The sequence below is a fragment of the SAR202 cluster bacterium genome, from assembly GCA_016872285.1.
Classification (GTDB): Bacteria; Chloroflexota; Dehalococcoidia; order Lucifugimonadales.
In genome coordinates, this window is the sequence record VGZZ01000051.1 from 1 (window position 1) to 16,336 (window position 16,336).

At 61.1% G+C, this 16,336-nt stretch carries 17 protein-coding genes and 2 pseudogenes; 7 read left to right on the forward strand and 12 right to left on the reverse strand.

Going from position 1 to position 16,336, the window contains the following annotated elements; genetic code table 11:
* On the reverse strand, positions 1–120 hold a 120-nt coding region (locus FJ320_11170; GenBank protein MBM3926518.1), incomplete at its 3' end, for a universal stress protein.
* Positions 121–341: 221 nt separating this feature from the next.
* Between FJ320_11170 and FJ320_11175 the strand changes: the two genes are divergently transcribed.
* The 3 genes from FJ320_11175 to FJ320_11185 all read left to right on the forward strand — a co-directional run bounded on the left by FJ320_11175 (position 342) and on the right by FJ320_11185 (position 3,629).
* A complete protein-coding gene (locus FJ320_11175; protein ID MBM3926519.1) occupies positions 342–1,580 on the forward strand; it encodes an MFS transporter in 1,239 nt (412 codons plus the stop codon).
* A 330-nt stretch (positions 1,581–1,910) separates the two neighbouring features.
* Positions 1,911–2,174 carry a DUF2283 domain-containing protein gene (locus FJ320_11180; protein ID MBM3926520.1) on the forward strand — a complete coding sequence of 88 codons (264 nt, stop codon included), beginning with the start codon at positions 1,911–1,913 and terminating at the stop codon, positions 2,172–2,174.
* Positions 2,175–2,297: 123 nt separating this feature from the next.
* Positions 2,298–3,629: an MFS transporter gene (locus tag FJ320_11185; protein ID MBM3926521.1), complete on the forward strand. Its 1,332-nt coding sequence runs from the start codon at positions 2,298–2,300 to the stop codon at positions 3,627–3,629.
* On the opposite strand, the gene FJ320_11190 is transcribed toward FJ320_11185, so the two are convergent.
* The 4 genes from FJ320_11190 to FJ320_11205 form a co-directional block, all read right to left on the reverse strand.
* A complete protein-coding gene (locus FJ320_11190; GenBank protein MBM3926522.1) occupies positions 3,609–3,788 on the reverse strand; it encodes a hypothetical protein in 180 nt (59 codons plus the stop codon). The genes FJ320_11185 and FJ320_11190 overlap by 21 nt on opposite strands.
* A gap of 118 nt (positions 3,789–3,906) precedes the next feature.
* Positions 3,907–5,040, reverse strand: a complete 1,134-nt coding sequence (locus FJ320_11195; GenBank protein ID MBM3926523.1) for an FAD-binding oxidoreductase — start codon at positions 5,038–5,040, stop codon at positions 3,907–3,909.
* A 67-nt stretch (positions 5,041–5,107) separates the two neighbouring features.
* Positions 5,108–5,257 carry a toxin HicA gene (locus FJ320_11200; GenBank protein ID MBM3926524.1) on the reverse strand — a complete coding sequence of 50 codons (150 nt, stop codon included), beginning with the start codon at positions 5,255–5,257 and terminating at the stop codon, positions 5,108–5,110.
* Positions 5,258–5,262: 5 nt separating this feature from the next.
* Positions 5,263–5,601 (reverse strand): type II toxin-antitoxin system HicB family antitoxin, encoded by a 339-nt coding sequence (locus FJ320_11205; protein ID MBM3926525.1) that lies wholly within the window; start codon positions 5,599–5,601, stop codon positions 5,263–5,265.
* 136 nt (positions 5,602–5,737) lie between these two features.
* Here FJ320_11205 and FJ320_11210 point away from each other — a divergent pair, with 136 nt between their 5' ends.
* Positions 5,738–6,928, forward strand: a complete 1,191-nt coding sequence (locus FJ320_11210; protein ID MBM3926526.1) for a pyridoxal phosphate-dependent aminotransferase — start codon at positions 5,738–5,740, stop codon at positions 6,926–6,928.
* Positions 6,929–6,939: 11 nt separating this feature from the next.
* Positions 6,940–7,428 (forward strand): annotated as a pseudogene (locus FJ320_11215) (VOC family protein).
* A gap of 429 nt (positions 7,429–7,857) precedes the next feature.
* Here FJ320_11215 and FJ320_11220 read toward each other — a convergent pair.
* The 5 genes from FJ320_11220 to FJ320_11240 all read right to left on the reverse strand — a co-directional run bounded on the left by FJ320_11220 (position 7,858) and on the right by FJ320_11240 (position 11,787).
* A complete protein-coding gene (locus FJ320_11220; protein ID MBM3926527.1) occupies positions 7,858–8,544 on the reverse strand; it encodes a hypothetical protein in 687 nt (228 codons plus the stop codon).
* A gap of 192 nt (positions 8,545–8,736) precedes the next feature.
* Positions 8,737–9,399 carry a GTP cyclohydrolase I FolE gene (gene folE, locus FJ320_11225; protein ID MBM3926528.1) on the reverse strand — a complete coding sequence of 221 codons (663 nt, stop codon included), beginning with the start codon at positions 9,397–9,399 and terminating at the stop codon, positions 8,737–8,739.
* Between the two features lie 55 nt (positions 9,400–9,454).
* Entirely contained in the window at positions 9,455–10,132 is a 678-nt protein-coding gene (locus FJ320_11230; protein ID MBM3926529.1) for a hypothetical protein, read from the reverse strand.
* Positions 9,985–10,671 (reverse strand): hypothetical protein, encoded by a 687-nt coding sequence (locus FJ320_11235; GenBank protein MBM3926530.1) that lies wholly within the window; start codon positions 10,669–10,671, stop codon positions 9,985–9,987. Before FJ320_11235 ends, FJ320_11230 begins: the two co-directional genes overlap by 148 nt.
* A 99-nt stretch (positions 10,672–10,770) precedes the next feature.
* Positions 10,771–11,787: an LLM class flavin-dependent oxidoreductase gene (locus tag FJ320_11240; protein ID MBM3926531.1), complete on the reverse strand. Its 1,017-nt coding sequence runs from the start codon at positions 11,785–11,787 to the stop codon at positions 10,771–10,773.
* Positions 11,788–12,237: 450 nt separating this feature from the next.
* Between FJ320_11240 and FJ320_11245 the strand changes: the two genes are divergently transcribed.
* Positions 12,238–13,017, forward strand: coding sequence for an enoyl-CoA hydratase/isomerase family protein (locus FJ320_11245; protein MBM3926532.1), 780 nt, complete (start codon positions 12,238–12,240; stop codon positions 13,015–13,017).
* 345 nt (positions 13,018–13,362) lie between these two features.
* A complete protein-coding gene (locus FJ320_11250) occupies positions 13,363–14,358 on the forward strand; it encodes a TGS domain-containing protein (GenBank protein ID MBM3926533.1) in 996 nt (331 codons plus the stop codon).
* A 5-nt stretch (positions 14,359–14,363) separates the two neighbouring features.
* On the opposite strand, the pseudogene FJ320_11255 reads toward FJ320_11250, so the two are convergent.
* Positions 14,364–15,712: pseudogene (locus FJ320_11255) on the reverse strand (hypothetical protein).
* A 75-nt stretch (positions 15,713–15,787) separates the two neighbouring features.
* Positions 15,788–16,003 carry a hypothetical protein gene (locus FJ320_11260; GenBank protein ID MBM3926534.1) on the reverse strand — a complete coding sequence of 72 codons (216 nt, stop codon included), beginning with the start codon at positions 16,001–16,003 and terminating at the stop codon, positions 15,788–15,790.
* Positions 16,004–16,336: the final 333 nt, after the last annotated feature.

Sequence of the window (16,336 nt, forward strand, 5' to 3'; positions counted from 1 at the left end):
GTCTACCACTCGAAGAAGGGCCACACGGGCGTCAAAGGCTCTAGCCGCCGACTTGGCGTAGGGCAAGACGGCCTGGGACCACTTAGAGCCATCTAGGGGAACAAGGACTCGGCTGAACATCTTTATCTCCCTTAGTTTTAGGAATTCCTCGCTCAGCTCAAAGAAGACTTATAAAAATAATCCTTTGTTAAGCAAATTATACGCCCTGCTTATCGACAACCACAGAAAAATGGGAACTATTCGCGCTTAGCGTCAAAGGAAGCTTAGCAAGCTTTATTGACGAGACATATCCAAAGACGTAAGATTCCCTGCCTGCGCATATGCTGAACGTGCCATAGCCTGTGGCTTTCCCTAAGATTTTCTACGGCTGGTGGATCGTCGCCATCTCCGCCACAGTCAACGCCATACTGACCGGCGTTTTCATCTGGGGTTCAGCGGTGTTCTTCCTGCCTATCAGCCGTGACCTGGAAATAAGCCGCGCCGCCACAGCCCTGCCCTTCTCCATCTCGCGATTTGCCGGCAGCTTCCAGAGCCCGATTTTCGGCGTCCTGGTGGACAAGTTTGGCCCCAGCCGAGTCCTCTTCCTATGCGCCGCCCTGGCCGGCCTGGGCTTTGTCTTGCTCAGCCGTGTCGACAGCTATGTACTCTACGTCCTGGTCTTCATCGGCGTCATTGGCCTGGGAATGCAGTCGGGCTTCGACGCCGCCACCATGGCTACGGTGGGTAAGTGGTTTGTGAGAAAACGCGGCGTCGCCATGTCGCTGACGGCCATAGGGTTTGCTTCGGGCGGCGCTATTCTCACGCCCCTGGTGGCCCTGGGTGTGGCCGAGCTGGGCTGGCGCGACACGTCGCTGATCATCGGCATCCTCGTCTGGGTTATTGTTCTGCCACTGTCCACCCGTCTCTACCGCTCCCCCGAATCGCGAGGCCTCCAACCCGACGGCACGCCCCGGCCGTCCTCGTCTCCAGCCGCCGCCAGCCAGACTATGGACGGCTTCAGCATTCGCGAGGCGATGACGACTCGCGCCTACTGGCAGTTGGCGTTGAGCCTGGGTCTGCGGGCGGCGGTCTTCGGCATTGTCATGGTGCAGATAGTAGCCATCATGGAGTGGAAGGGAGTGGAGGAGTCCACGGCAGGATTCCTGGTGGGGCTGATGGCCTTCCTGGGCATACCTACGGCGCTGTTCATGGGATGGCTGGGCGACCGCGTGCCCAAGAACCGCCTTGTCGCCATTGGCGACTGCACGGCATCGGTCTCTCTCCTCATCCTTCTGTTGATGGACCAGGTGCCTATTGGGGCTTTCGTGATGATCTTCGTGCTGTGGTCGCCTAACCAGGGCAACTGGCCCCTGAGCTGGGCGCTGCTGGGGGAGCGTTTCGGCAGAAAGAACTTCGGCGCGCTGAGGGGAGGGCTCATCGCCACCATGAGCGTCCTGAGCTTCGGCGCGCCCCTCTACACAGGCTGGGTCTACGACCAGACCGACAGCTACACCTGGGCGCTGGCCCCGGCCTTTGGCCTGATGCTCGCCTCGGCGGCGATGATCTGGTCTATGCCAAAGCCGCGACGAGTGGGAGCATAGTCACCGTTGGAGAGGATGTCTTAATTCTGTGTCTCACCACGTATATAGTTCAAACACTGAAAACACACAACGTGTTAAGATAAAAACTCTCGACCGAGGAAAATTTTGCGTTACTCCGATTATGCGCAAAAACGCATGCAAGCCCGAGGAATAACCGAGGATGAGGTTGAATACTGCAGATTGCGCCCCTACGAGCGAAGCTATGAATCTGATGGCGATACAATCTACATGGCAAGGTTGCCTGACGGCGGCACACTTAAAGTTCGGGTTTGAATAGTTGTAAACGGAGAGACAATCATTGATGTTTTCCGCTTGAAATGAGGGGGCGATATGGCTGCCAAGACGCCAAAAATTCTCGCTATCGAGTATGACAACAAAACTGATGCTTTGTATCTTCGTTTTAGTGATAGTAAGGTGAGCTACAGCAAGGAGATCACTTCTAATCTCATCATCGATTTTGATGAAGCTAACCACCCAGTTGGACTTGATCTCCAACGCGCTACCGAGACTATCAAGCGCAGCAAGCGGCTATCCGGTATGTTCGTATCGCCTCCCCAGCCTGGAAATATAGGCCTAGAACTGCTCATGGAATAGCGCTCACTATTAAGCGGTTTTCTCTCCATTTGCCCTAGCCTTTTCTCGACACTCTTCAGAGCGCACCAATATAATCTCGTGATGTCATTTCGGGGAGCGGCGCCAATTCCAGTCGACTGAGCTGTGCGCCGCGCCTTCATCCAGGACAAAACCTTGCTTCAGCGAATCCGAGGTGTCTATTACGGTTGGTGGATAGTCGCCTCCGCTTTTGTAGTCAACGCCATCTCCACCGGCGTTTTCTTTCTAGGTTTCTCCGTCTTCTTTCTCCCTATCCAGCGGGACCTGGACATCAGCCGGGCGGCGGCCTCCCTTCCTTTTTCCCTTTCCCGAATCGTCAGCGGCGTGACCGCGCCCTTGCTGGGCTTCAACCTGGACAAGATCGGCGCCAGCCGCGTGTTGATGCTGGCAGGCTTGCTATGCGCCCTGGGGTTCATCTTTATAGGCCTCGCCCAGAGTTTCATCATATTTCTGCTGATATTCATGTTCCTTCTGACCCCCGGCTTCCAGGGCGGAGTCGACACGCCCACCACAGCCACGGTCAGCCGGTGGTTTGTCAAAAAGCGCGCCACCGCCCTGTCCCTGGGATCCGTGGGATACGCCCTGGGCGGGGTAATCCTCACGCCGCTTCTCGCGGTATCTGTGGTCCAGTTTGGATGGCGGCCCACTGCCATCGCGACAGGAATCGCCATCGGCGTCGTGATCATACCCCTGGCGCTGGTGCTAAAAGGATCGCCGGAGGAGAAAGGGCTGCTGCCGGACGGTGCGCCGGTAACGCCCCTGCGTTCGGGCGAAAGCCGGGGCCGCGGCTCCATACCTCTATCAGCCGACGACTTCACCTTTAAGGAAGCCCTCCGCACTCCAACCTTCTGGTGCCTGTCCGTGAGCTACGGCATCCGGGGCATGGTGTGGAACGGCATCATGATCCATATCGTCGCCATCATGGTATGGAAAGGCATGGAGGAAAGCACCGCCGCGCCGCTGTTGGGCGTGTTCCCTCTAATGTGGATTCCTGTGACTCTGACCATGGGCTGGCTTGCCGGCAAGTGGCCCAAGCACAAAATCGCGGCGGTGGCGGCCTTAGCCAACGGCGCCGGCCTACTGCTCTTCTTCACCTCCGATTTGATTAGCCTGTGGCACGTGCTGCTGATTTTCGCGCTCTTTGCCCCCAGCGAGGGGTCCTGGGCCCTGGCCTGGGCTATGCTGGCCGACCAGTTCGGCAGGAAAAACTTTAGCGCGGTGCGAGGCGGTATGCAGGTGGTATTCAGTGTCATGGGCATCGGCGCGCCCTTCTATTCCGGCTGGATTTACGACCGCACGGAGAGCTATACGTGGGCTATCATTCCCGCCGCCGTGGGCCTGGGCATAGCCGCGGTGCTGAACTGGTTCATGCCCCAGGCCCGCAAGCCCGCGCCCGCTGCGCCTGCCCAGCCCAACCTAGCTGCGGCTGTTAAGTAGCGCGCCGATGGTGGCGACGACAAAGGGCGTCGCATAGGTCAAGGGTATCTTCCAGTAGAAGGCGTTCCGCCAATCGCCGCGCAAAAGCACGTCTCCCTGGTTAAGCAGCGTGAGGATGGTACCGACAATTAGGCAGACGATAAGGGAGCGTCGCAGCATGGGGCCATGGGACAGCGCGTGTCGTAGGCACTTGCGGGACTCGCCAGACTTGCCGCGAAAGGTGAACCGTGACCGTTCTCAATAGGACAGGCGCAGGCGGCGCAGGTCTGGAGGGTGGTCATCGATGGGCGGTAGGGGACGTGGAAGCGAAGCGCGCCGGCGAGAACATGTCTAGAGCAAACCTGCTCTGGCCCTTCATTACTAACTCCGCCGTAGCCAGACCCATGGACGGGCTGAGGATGATACCCTTGCGGCCCGCGCCAGTGCAAAGGTACACGCCCTTCCATCCCGGCGCCTCGCCGATGATGGGGAGACCGTCAGTGGAGACGGGGCGGAGGCAGGCCGTCTGCTTCACCACGTTGGCTTCTTTAATCGCGGGGAGGAAGGCGGAGACCTCACGCAGGATGCGCGCGCGTGCCGCCTGAGTCGGCTCGTCGTCGAAGCCCACCTGCTCCTCGGTGGTGCCGGCCCACACCAGGCCGTCGGGCTTAGAGCCGGCGTAGTTGCCGTTCTCGTCGTGTATAGTGCAGCGCATGGGACCGCCGGGGAGGTCGACGCGCAAAATCTGGCCCTTGAGGGGATAAATGGGGATGGTCATGCCCAGCCAGCGCTGCGCCAGGCTCATCCACGGCCCCATCGCCAGCACCACTTTCTTGGCTTCGACGGCGTCGACGTCCATCAGCACCTGGCAGCCGCTCAAGGCGCGTTTGAGGCCCCGCACCTTCCCATAAGTGACCTTGACCCCGCCAAGCTCCGCCGCTCTAGATAGCGCCATGGTGTAGTCGTAGGCTTCCAGTATCCAGGTGCCCCGCACCAGCAGCCCCCCGTGGACCTCCGGCGAAACTCGCGGCTCCATGTCCAGGACGGCCCGCGTGTCTACCCACTGGGTAGTCACTCCGTCGATGCTCTGGGAGTACCGCGCCAGGACGCCCAGGGCCTTGGCCTCCTGCTCCGTTGATGCCAGGTATATGGAATCACGAGGTTCCGCGTGATAGTCGACGCCGGTGGCATCCCGCAGCTCGCCGGCCATCTCGCGATGCATGAAGAAGCCCTGTCGGCACAGTTCCTCCAGCGGCCCGGGGATGCCCGCGCCCGAAAGGGGGCTGAGAAGGCCCATGGCGAAGCCCGATGCCGCGCCGGCAATGCCTGAGCTTTCGATGAGGGTGACGTCGGCGCCTTCCTTGGCCAGGTAGTAGGCCGTGGCGCAGCCAATGGCCCCTCCACCGACAATTGCTATCTCGGTACGTTCCATAGTGAAGCCCCCCGTGTTAGCGATATGTTATCACCATGCCCAGTGCGTTGGCACTTACCTACTGGGGTTAGCGGTGGAGGTCTTCCTGAGTCAATCCAAGATCCCGAAGTATGGAGCGTAACGTGCCCGTGGGGACTTCACCTCGGTGTCGGGCGATTAGAGTCTCACGGTTGGAGCCTGGGATGCCCCAAACTTCATGACGCTTGCCGTCACGTATAAAAACTACACCAGAGCGTCGAAGCTGGCGCTTGAGCTCACCGTAGGTCGTTCAGCAGTAGCGGCTTTGGAGCCAGTCCTCTTCACCTTAGGTTTTGGCGTTTCAGCGTCATTCACGAAAATAGAGGCGCGCAGAGGCAAATGGTTTTGCTTTGTTATACCGGCTGGAAGTTCCCGTCCTTCTTCCTGATAGATATCAATGAACATGAGAATGCATTCTTGGATTTCCGAAATCCCATCTTCTAGGGTCTTTGTATCCACCCAGCACCCTCTAAGCCCCGGTACCGATACGCGCCACAGGCCATCCTCTTGTTTAGATATTTCCAAAGGGACTTGATAGAACATGACAAACTCCTGAGGCTTTGTGAGGATATTATCGCATACTGATCACAGACACGAAGCCCAGTATATAGGAGTTTCCGTGTTGCTTTAGTCGGTGTGGTCTGATAAAAATGACAAATCTTTTAATCGGGGTTGGAAAATGAGCGTCGCAGAGCGCATGAGTCGATTGGGGACAGAGACGGCCTTTGAGGTGCTGGGCAAGGCCCGCGCCCTGGAGGCCAAGGGCCAGGACATCGTTCACCTGGAGATAGGCGAGCCGGACTTCGACACGCCTAAACACATCACCGACGCCGCTATCCAGGCCCTCAAGGACGGCCATACCCACTACGGCCCCACGGCGGGCATACCGGAGCTTCGCGAGGCCATCGCGCGAAACGTCAGCAAGACTCGCGGCATCAAGGTCAGCCCCGATCAGGTGGTAGTCACCCCCGGCGGCAAGCCCATCATGTTCTTCGCCATCCTGGCCCTGGCCCAGAAAGGCGACGAGGTCCTCTACCCCAACCCCAGCTTCCCCATCTACGAGTCTATGATCCGCTTCAGCGAGGCTAAGCCCGTGCCCGTCCGCCTCATCGAAAAAGACGGGTATCGCATGGATATCGAAGACCTGGCCTCCAAGCTGTCGCCGAAGACGCGGCTGGTGATCCTGAACTCGCCGCAGAACCCCTGCGGGTCGGTGATGACCAAGGGCGACATCGCGGCGCTGGCGGAGCTGCTGGGCGACCGCGAGGACATATACGTGCTGTCCGACGAGATTTATAAAGACATTATCTACAGCGGCAGGCACCACAGCATCGCCGCCGAGCCGGGGGTGGGCCAGCGCACCATGATCCTGGACGGCTTCTCCAAGTCTTACGCCATGACCGGCTGGCGATTGGGCTACGGCGTCTTCCCGCCAGCAGTGGTGCCCCACATCGTCAAGCTGGCGGCCAACAGCGTATCCTGCGCCCCCACCTTCACCCAGCGGGCCGCCGTCGCGGCGCTGGAGGGTTCCCAGGAGCCGGTAAAGAAAATGGCCGCCGAGTTCCGCGCGCGCCGGGATTTAATCGTGAAGGGGTTGAACAGCATCCCGGGCATCAACTGTCCAGAACCCCAAGGCGCCTTCTACGCCTTCCCCAGCGTCAAAGGGACGGGCATCGGCAGCCTCGATTTCCAGGAGCGCGGGCTGAAGGAAGCAGGCGTGGCGCTGCTGAACGGCGCGGCCTTCGGCAAGTACGGCGAAGGGTTCATCCGGCTTTCCTATGCCAACTCGCAGCAGAACATCAAGAAGGCCATCGACAGGCTGGACGGGTGGGTGAGGAAGAATGGGAAGAAAACAAACACAAAGAAATGAGGAGACCTCCCATGCCACCCAAGAAAGTTAGCCCCATTCCCGCCGGCTATCACACGGTGACTCCCTATCTCGCCATCAAAGGCGCCGCCCAAGCCATCGATTTCTACAAGAAGGCTTTCGGGGCCACGGAGATTTTGCGTGTGCCCGGCCCTAACGGCAATTCCATCGGCCACGCCGAAGTCCAGATTGGAGACTCGCGCGTCATGCTGGCCGACTAGCATCCTGACATGGACTTCCTTGGTCCTAAGACCCTCAAGGGAGCGGCGGTCCAGATTCACCTTTATGTCGAGGATGTGGACACTGTCTTCAATCGAGCCGTGAAGGCTGGCGCCAAGGCCCTGCGCCCCCTCCGCGACGAGTTCTACGGCGACCGCACCGGCAGCCTGGAGGACCCCTTCGGCCACGTATGGCACATCGCCACCCATGTTAAAGACGTCACCATGGATGAGGTGAAGAAGGCCGTCAATAAGATGGCCGAGGACGCTAAGAAGCGCAAGTAGCCTTCAGGCCGTCCCTCGGTTAGGGCAATGGGGGTAAGCCCCCATGCGGATTCAGGGGTCTGCACCCTACCTGCTCATGTTTTGTTGGTTAGACTTGCATTGGGTTGACTCAGATTTCCAGAAAGCCCATTCCGATTTATCAGCGTCAGCAACGGCTAGATAATGTCTGGGGGCAATCTCAATGCACGCAGAGCAGGTTAAACGACTCAAAAAAGATTGGGCAGCCAAGGGCGGCCCGCCGTGTGAGCATCCTCTCATTGAGAAAGTGCGTCAAGAGGGGGCTGAAACAGGACACAAGGCCTGTGTAATCTGCGGCGCCTTCGCCTTAGACGCCAAACCCAAAACCTTCGATTGGTGGCCTGGCGTTTCTGCCTCCGACTAGTTCGTACGGCGCCCCACAATTCCTTTAGGCACGCCCAGTAGATACGCCTACCCTGACGTCTCCCCGTCACCGAAGGCATACCGAAGAAATAGGTGGTCGGCGGCGCGTTTGACCCCCGCCAGCTCTCCCCACAGGGGCCGGTCCGGCGCAAAGACCTTGCCCTCCACCAGTCCCGGGCGGTAGGTCCCTCGCTCCCGGCCCGCCACCTGGGGCGACAGTGTGAGGAAAAGCTCGTCCAGCAGATTCTCGGCAAAAAAGTCGCCGATGAGCTGGGGGCCTCCCTCCACCAGCGCCACCTCCGGCTCTCGGAATCTGGATATCGCCTCCAGCACGTCCTGGGCGCTCAACCGGCCCGTCTTCCCCACTGCCCTCACCTCCACTGACGGCGGCATGGCGCGTCCCCCCAGCCGCTCCATCCCCGCTGAAGTAGTTATGATGAGTGCCTGCGCATGACCGGACTGGAACACTGGAAGTCCCAGGTCCACGCTCCCGCTGGCGGTGACAATGACGGTTAAAGGCTGCCCCTCTTTACCCAGGCTGGCGCGAAGGCGCTCATAGTCGGCGGCATGGGCGGGGCTGACGTGCCGGGGCGTCCATATATGCCTGGGCACGGCGCGAAGGGTGCCCGCCCCCCACCACCACGGCATCGGAAACGGCGCGCAGCAGGCCCATGACCATCTTATCGTGAAGGCTGTCGCCGCTGATAGGCCCGCCGCCGGACTTGCCCGGCACATTTAACGTAACCACGCCGTCCAGCGTCGACACAAAGTTGCCTATGACATAAGGGCGTTTGGCGGCGCGCCGGGGGCGGACAGGAAATCGAAGGTCGCCGTAGAGTCCGTGGAGCGCCGGCGGCAGCGGTATCTCAAAGGACGACTTGTCGTAGCGGTCATAGAGGGTCTCCAGGGGCGGCAGGCTGGTAACAGTCACTTGCGCAGCCCGCAGGCCACAAAGAAGTCTTCCCGCAGCGCCGGGTCCTGGTCATAGTTGCCCCGCCAGAAAGTGGTGCGAGTCAGCGGCTGCACCTCCCGCACACCGCGCATCTGTGTGCACATATGGTGGGCCTCCAGATACACCGCCACGCCGTGGGGCGCCAGCATGTCCTCCAGCATATCGGCCACCTGCTGGCCCACCCGCTCCTGAACCGTGAACCGCTTGGCGAAGAGCCGCACCAGCCGCGTGAGCTTGGATATGCCGATGATGTGTTCGTGAGCAATATAGCCGACGTAGGCGTTGCCGTAGAAGGGGAAGACGTGGTGTTCGCACAGCGAGAAGAAAGATATGGGGCCTTCCACAATCTGGCTGGAATGGCATGAGGGGCCGCCACGGCACTCAGTAGGGAAGACCCACAGCAGCTTGGGGTCGCCGTCATAGCCCTCGGTGGCATCGATCATGGCCTGGATGAATCGATGGGGCGTCTCGCGCGTGCCCTCGGTATTTAAGTCCAGGCCCATGGCCTGGAAGATTTCCGCCATGTAACGCTCGTACTTCTGCATCTGCTCCGGCGAGAACTGGCGTCGTCGCAGCGCCATGGCCGCCAGGAAGGCCTGCTCATCGGTATCAACGCTGTTGACTCTAAGGATGTCCACTTCTCACCTCGATTCCATGTCTGACGCCCTACTAGGCCTTAGTCCGTTAGCGCGGCTACTGCGTACGGGCGGGATCCAGGGCCGGGGAAAGCAACGAATCCGTGTCATGGACAACGGTCTGCTTCTGGATAAGGGTGCGGGCCAGGGACACGTCGTCCTTGTTGTTTACCAGCAGCGCTCCTGCAACCTTACCGTCCTTCAGATAGAGGCCGGTAAACTTCTCAGACTCCACTGGGCGTTTAACGATTCGGTCCCACTTGGGCGCGTAGCCATACCATTCGATGTGCAGGTCGAACATATCCGAGAAGAACTCCGGCGCGTCGTGGACAATACATTCGTCCCCCGCCATATTGCGGGCTGCGCACACCCCCAGATGGGCGGCCACCTCCCAGTGTTCTATGCGCATGGCGGTACCAAAGAGGGGGTGATAAAAACGCGCCACGTCGCCCGCGGCGTAGATGTTCGGGTCCTCTGTCTTCAAATAGGCGTCCACCACAACCCCGTTCTCCACCTTCAGCCCCGCCGTCTCCGCCAGCGTGGTCTCCGGCTTCACACCCACGCCGACGACGACAAAGTCGCAAGGCACTACGGCGCCGTCCGATAGGACCGCCCGTCCACCCTCTGAGCGCCCTCCAATCGCGTCACCTGCGCGCCCATGCGAATATCGACGCCCCGCCCTTGCAGCGCGCTCTGGAAAAACCGGCCCATCTCCTCGCCCACAATCCGCTCCCACAGAACCTTCGCGTTGTCGACTACTGTGGCTTTTATCCCCACCTGGGTCATAGATGCGCCCACCTCCGCGCCAATGAACCCCCCGCCGACCACAAGGACCGAACGGCCCGCTCTAATCTGGCCCTTGATCCGGTCGCTGTCGTCGCGGCTGCGCAGGTAGAAGACGCCTTCCAGTTCAGCGCCCGGCAAAGACAGGCGTCTTGGCGTCGCGCCCGTAGCCAGCAGCAGCTTCTCGTAAGTCACCGTATCGCCGTCGTCCAGGGTTACGGAACGCCCCGCCGCGTTCAGCGACGTGGCGCGTACGCCAAACCGAGTTTCAATGTTCGCCTTCTGATAGTCTTGCGCGGACTTTATGGGCATGCGCTCAGCCGTCCGCTGGCCCCGCAGATAGTCCTTGCTGAGGGTATAACGCTTGTAAGGGACCTGGGCCTCAGCGCCCACTATAAGAATGCTTCCCTGAGCGTCTAGGTCTCGAAGAGTAAAAGCTGCCGTCGCGCCCGCGTTGCCCCCGCCGATAATGAGATACTTCACGTGAGCCATTACGCCACCTCCCCTTCCGCTTCATCTCAGGCTCATGCCCTAATTTAATTATAGGCGCAGATGTGAAAATATAGCCACGGGCCTCAGGCTCGTCCCTCTCTACAGCCTCCCCATCACCATCTCTTTGAACCGCCGCAGGCGCTCCGGCCTGTCGACGTCCGGCACGTTCAGGTTATATTGAGTGACACCCAATCTAGCCCACTGCTTGATGCGGTCGGTAAGCTCCTCCGGCGTGCCGCGAAGGCCCTGGAAACGCTGCTCCAGGTACTCCTTCACGCCGTACTCTTGCGCCAGCCTGTCGTAGCGGGCCAACTGCTCCGCCGATGGCCGTCCGTGGGTGGTCAAGTCGTAGGCGGCGCCCAGCTTCCTGATACCCTCCTTGTGCTCGTCCGGAATAAACTTGCCCTCCAGGGTGAACCGCGCCAGATAGTTGGCCTCGCGGGCGGCCCCGCCCTGGGGGTCGGCGGCGTCCCGGGCGTCGGTATAGAGATTGAACTGCACGCCCCACCACAGGTCCAGGTCCCTCAGGGCGCGGCCCGAAGCCTTCGCCCCCTCCTCCACAGCCAAAATCGCGCCCTGGATAACCTCCGGCGTTGTTCCGGCCGCGATGATAGCGCCGTCCGCGATTTCGCCCGCCAGACGCAGGGTCTTGGCCCCAGTAGCGGCGATGTAGATGGGTATGCGACGCCGCGCCCAGGGCAGCCGGCAGGCCCGCCCTTGATATATGGCCTCGCCTTTCTCCAGCAGGCCCCGCAGCGCCGTCACGTACTCCCTAAGGGCCTCCACTGACGACGCCTTGTGGCCGGCGTTATAGACGCCGCTGTTGCCTGTGCCGATACCGATGTGGAGACGCCCCGGCGCCAGGTCGTCCACCGATGCTGCGGCGCTGGCGGTGACCACCGGGTGCCGCGTTATAGGGTTGGTGACCCACGGGCCGAAGGTGGTCCGGCTGGTGTGGAGGGCGGCTAGCGCGGCGCTGACCCACGGGTCGCGGTAGAGCGCCGGCGAGTCGGCAATCCCGATGCGATGGTAACCCAGAGACTCGGTGGCCTGGAACCAGGCTATGGCGTCGCGGGGGTGCGTGGGCCGGGACGTGGCGGCGAACTTGATGTCCATGGGAGGCCTTAGACGAGATGGAGAGATGGTAGGAATAAGGTCATTTGCTGTCAAGAAATGGCGGCTTTCTAACGGTGTAACGCCCAGGCAAAGGCCACCGCTTAATCGTGAGCAGGCGGGAACCAAGTTTCGCCCCGTCTTTCGCGAGGTCCCGCAAAACTGACCGGCTAGAAGAGTAAGCTCGTGCAGCCCCAGTGGAAAAGAAGAGCACCTTACAACCGCGTCTGTTTGAAAGGCCGTCGAGTTACAGAGTGCGTCGTCGTACCTCCTCCTAGACAGTACTCTGCAAGTCACGCCTCCCCCATCAACGCTTTAGTTGCGTTCTATCTCAATTTCCAAGAATGACGGGCGCTCAATTAGCGCCTCCTCAATGAGGTGAAGTTTTATATAGGGCTTCCCCTGTCTCTCGGCCAGTCGTGTAAGGCATAATAGAGGCATCAAGGAGGCCACATGCCCAACGACGCCGTCATATACAAACGCCAGGGCCGCACCGCCTACATCACCCTCAACCGGCCCCAGGTCCTCAACGCCGTCAACCGAGACCTGGAGTCCGGTCTCGTCGACACCCTCCGCCAGTTCGACGCCGACGACGCGGCGTGGGTGGCCGTCCTCCACGGCGCGGGCCGCGCCTTCTGCGCTGGCGCCGATATCAAGCAGAGCTTCCACGGCGCGTCGCGGCAGCAACGCGACCAGCAGTGGGGCGCCGGCATCAGCCCCGACGGCCTCCTGGGCCGTTCCATCAACTGGAAGCCCGTCATCGCCGCCGTCCACGGCCACTGCCTCGGCTGGGGCATTCTCATCGCCGCCGAGTGCGACCTGGTGGTCGCCAGCCAGGAGGCCATGTTCGGCCTTACCGAGACCCTTCGCGGCTTTCCCGGCGGCCCCGCCTGGGCCCGCCTCAACGCCTTCATGCCCTCCAAAATCGCCACTGAGATGCTGCTGACAGGCCAGGCCAAGCCCGCCGCCGAACTTCACCGCCTCGGCTTCGTCAACCGCCTTACGCCCACCGGCGGGCACCTCGATGCCGCCCAGTCCCTGGCCGACGAGGTGCTGAAGGCCCCGCCCTTGGCCGTGCGCTCCGGCGTCCGCGTGACACGATGGCAATGGAACCGTCCCTCCGCCGACGCCGACTACTACCAGGCCGCCCTCCGCCTCCACCTCACCGAAGACTTCGAGGAATCCTCCCGCTCCTTCGTAGAAAAACGCCCCCCGGAATACAAGGGGCGATAAGATGAAAGCTCGGCGCTATGGGCCATAGCCATAATATCCTCAGCGAGAGTGTGGAGAAGGCCAAGCCCTTGGCGCCTGCGCTAAGCCTGTTCGAAGGGCCAGGGTCTCAGGTGTCCCATTTCTGGTTCTCCTTCTTCTCCTATTGCAAAGGAGAAGAGGGAGTTAGACGCCGTCCTGAGCCTGGCCGAAGGAGGGTGATGAGGTGATCTTATTTTTTCTTTCCCTCTCTTCCTGCAGGAAGAGAGGGATAAAGGGTGAGATGGTATCCCAATCAAAGAGCGGCTACGATTCACATAAACAACCTGTCGCCTTGGACTTCCCCAACCAGCGCAGTAGATAAACCCAATGCCAGCTAATCTAACTCCCCAATATCGAGAGGTCGAACGCAAATACCGCGAGGCCACCAGCCTGGCGGCCAGAATCGCCGCCCTCCAGGAGATGATGGCCGTCATCCCCAAGCACAAAGGCACCGACCACCTCCGCGGCGAGCTTCGCGCCCGCATGGCCAAGCACATGGAGGAGATGGAAAAGCCCAGGGCTGGCGGCCCGGGCAGCGGCGGTCCCCAGCCCTTCAACATCAGGAAAGAGGGCGCCGGCCAGGTCCTCCTCATCGGCCTCACCACCAGCGGCAAGTCGGAGCTTCTCAACGCCCTCACCGGCGCCCCCGCCAAGACCGGCGACTATCGATTCACCACCCAGGTCCCCATGGTCGGCATGCTGCCCTTCGAGAACGTCAACATCCAGCTTATCGATACCCCCTCCCTCGACTATAAGGACATCCAGTCCCAGCTCTTCGGACTCCTGCGCCAGTCCGACTACGTCCTGGTGGTGCTGGACCTGTCCAAGGACCCGGTAAAGGAGTTGGAGGAGGTCATGGGCGTCCTGGACCAGTGGGGCTTCGCCCTGCTGGAGAAAGGGCAGTCCCTAGACGAGGACGCCGCCAAGGTCCAGAAGCCCGCAACGCTCCTCGCCAACAAGGCCGACATGGACGAAGACGGCGCACGGTTCCAAGCCCTGGAGTCCGCCTGCGGCTCCCGCTTCCCCATCCTCCGCGCCTCCTGCCTGGACGGCGCGGGCCTTGGCGTCATGGGCCGGGAGGTCTTCCAGGCGCTGGGCAAAATCCGCGTCTACACCAAGCCACCCAGCGGCAAGCCCTCTATGGACGACCCTATGGTGGTGCCCGTCGGCAGCACCGTCGCCGACGCCGCCGAGCGCCTCCACAAGGACTGGCGGGACAAGCTCAAGTACGCGCTGCTATGGGGCTCCGCCAAATTCGAGGGCCAGCGCGTAGGCCGAGAGTACGTCCTGTTCGACGGGGATGTGATGGAGCTGCACGGATAGTACCCTCACTCCCCCTGCCTCCCCTTCGCCACCCGTGGCAGGTACCGCCCCGCCTCCACCAGCAGCGCCAGGCTCGACAAAAAATCGTCGTGGCCCCGCGACGCGTCCACCTAGAAGTCCATGGTCTCATTCAATCGGTACCGCGCCCGCGACGACCCCACCTGCCGCCAGAACTCCGCCCACTCCTCGGACCCGTCCCGCATGTACATCTTCAGCCGGCCGGCGTTCACCGCCCCCATCATCTCATAGCCCAGCTTGGACTTCATCGGCGCCGTAAACTTTATCGGCTCCACCATTAACCTTCCCAGGGCTTTGGTCAGGTGGCTGGCCACGCCCTCCCCTAGCCCCGTGGCGTCCACCGCCACACGTTCTTCAGCAGGTCCGCCAGTTGCGACATGATCTGATGGTGCGGCGTCCCCCTCCAGACCAGGTGCTCGACGACCAGTATGCCCGGGTCTCGAGTCGTCTCGTTCACCGACGAGAAGTCCAGCTCGCCGATGGTCAGCACCGTCGAGTCCTGGCGCGGCGCCGCGGCCTCGCCCTCCGGCGCGCCGCCCGCCACGTCCAGCCCCGCCACATAGACACCGCCCGGCGACGGCTGCCGCTGTCGAGGGTGCCAGCCCTGGAGCTGCGCCTGCTGCGCCGTCGAAAAAAGCCCACCCCCGCCGGCCACGGGCAGCAGCAGGTACTGGGTGCGGAAGAAGGGGTGGTCTTCGCCCATACGCTGCCGCTCCCCGTCTACATATGTCCTGTAAAGCTCGTTGTAGTCCGCCACCACATCCCAGGGAATGGAGAAGTGGCGTTTCATGCCGTCCTTGCGCTCCAGCTCCAGATTTAGCTCCCGAGTCTCCTCCAGCAGCGTCTGGCCGTCCCAGGGCGTGCCGTAGAGGACGGTAGTGGCGTTGGTGGAGGCGGCCATGGGCCTGAACTCCTTGTAGTACTTTTCTTTGTCGATGCCCTGGGCCTCGTCCATCTCCAGCAGCAGGTGGGCCGTGTTGCCCAACACGTTGGCCGTAGGCTCCGCGCTGAGGAACACCTGCCGCGCCTGGCCTAGCCTGACCACGTGCCCCGCCTCCATCTCCCACTGGCCCTGCCAGCGCGACCTGCGAAGCCGCTCCTTGAGCCGGTCGATGCTGATGCGGGCCTGAGGCGAAAATGTAGGCGCCGCCTTAATCAGATTGCCGCCGTCTTTCATGTGCGTCGACAGGAGATGCGCCCCCAGCCGCGCTGACACCTCATTCTTCCCACCCTGCCTCGCGATTTCGACGGTGAAGGTGTGGCCCAGGCTATCTCTCACGCTCCGTAGGATGGCCCGCCCAATGTTCACCTGATAAGACCGGACCTGCTCCTGGATAGGCATACCCTTCCTTTCCGGCCGGGACCGGCCCGCCGCGAGTTTAAGTTCACATAACCGGACCGCCGCCCGGCCTCAGCCCATAACCCGCAGGGCAATCTGCACACCCACGGCGCCCACAATGGTGAATAGCAGGCCGTTGACCCTGCCCTTTAACTCATCCAACTGCTTCTCCAGATGGTCCAGCCGAAGCTTGATCACAGCTTCGGTGGCTAGCCCGGCCTCTGGGGTTTCGACGCGCTGCGACTTTCGGCGGCGGCGGACAGCTTCGCTCAGTTCGTTTAGGTTCATAAGTCACCTCCATTCCACGTTCTCAGAATTTTGTCGGCAAACAGGATTACGGACGTTGTCCGCTAATGTTCAGAGGGCCGGCAATGGTCTACTGTCTGGCAGGGAACAAGCGGGGCGCGGATGATGGAAGCGGTCGCGGGGCTGCAGGGGAATTTCTGTCTGGGGAGTCATAATATACGAACTATTGTTCTGTTAAGTCAACAACCCGCATGACATTAAAAATATGGTTACCGAAATAAAGTGATTGTCTCAAAACTACGGTTACCGAAATCCCAGGGAGGTAGCCGTGAACCGGGAGAGCATTGGCGAGTACGCTCAGCGTCAAAGGGAAAG

Bases quoted from the DNA above. Each gene is read 5' to 3' on its own strand.
- FJ320_11180 (MBM3926520.1), top strand. From the start codon at position 1,911: ATGGCTGCCAAGACGCCAAAAATTCTCGCTATCGAGTATGACAACAAA.
- FJ320_11190 (MBM3926522.1), bottom strand. From the start codon at position 3,788: ATGCTGCGACGCTCCCTTATCGTCTGCCTAATTGTCGGTACCATCCTC.
- FJ320_11195 (MBM3926523.1), bottom strand. From the start codon at position 5,040: ATGGAACGTACCGAGATAGCAATTGTCGGTGGAGGGGCCATTGGCTGC.
- FJ320_11205 (MBM3926525.1), bottom strand. From the start codon at position 5,601: ATGTTCTATCAAGTCCCTTTGGAAATATCTAAACAAGAGGATGGCCTG.
- FJ320_11210 (MBM3926526.1), top strand. From the start codon at position 5,738: ATGAGCGTCGCAGAGCGCATGAGTCGATTGGGGACAGAGACGGCCTTT.
- FJ320_11220 (MBM3926527.1), bottom strand. From the start codon at position 8,544: ATGTGCCGGGCAAGTCCGGCGGCGGGCCTATCAGCGGCGACAGCCTTC.
- FJ320_11235 (MBM3926530.1), bottom strand. From the start codon at position 10,671: ATGGCTCACGTGAAGTATCTCATTATCGGCGGGGGCAACGCGGGCGCG.
- FJ320_11240 (MBM3926531.1), bottom strand. From the start codon at position 11,787: ATGGACATCAAGTTCGCCGCCACGTCCCGGCCCACGCACCCCCGCGAC.
- FJ320_11245 (MBM3926532.1), top strand. From the start codon at position 12,238: ATGCCCAACGACGCCGTCATATACAAACGCCAGGGCCGCACCGCCTAC.
- FJ320_11250 (MBM3926533.1), top strand. From the start codon at position 13,363: ATGCCAGCTAATCTAACTCCCCAATATCGAGAGGTCGAACGCAAATAC.
- FJ320_11260 (MBM3926534.1), bottom strand. From the start codon at position 16,003: ATGAACCTAAACGAACTGAGCGAAGCTGTCCGCCGCCGCCGAAAGTCG.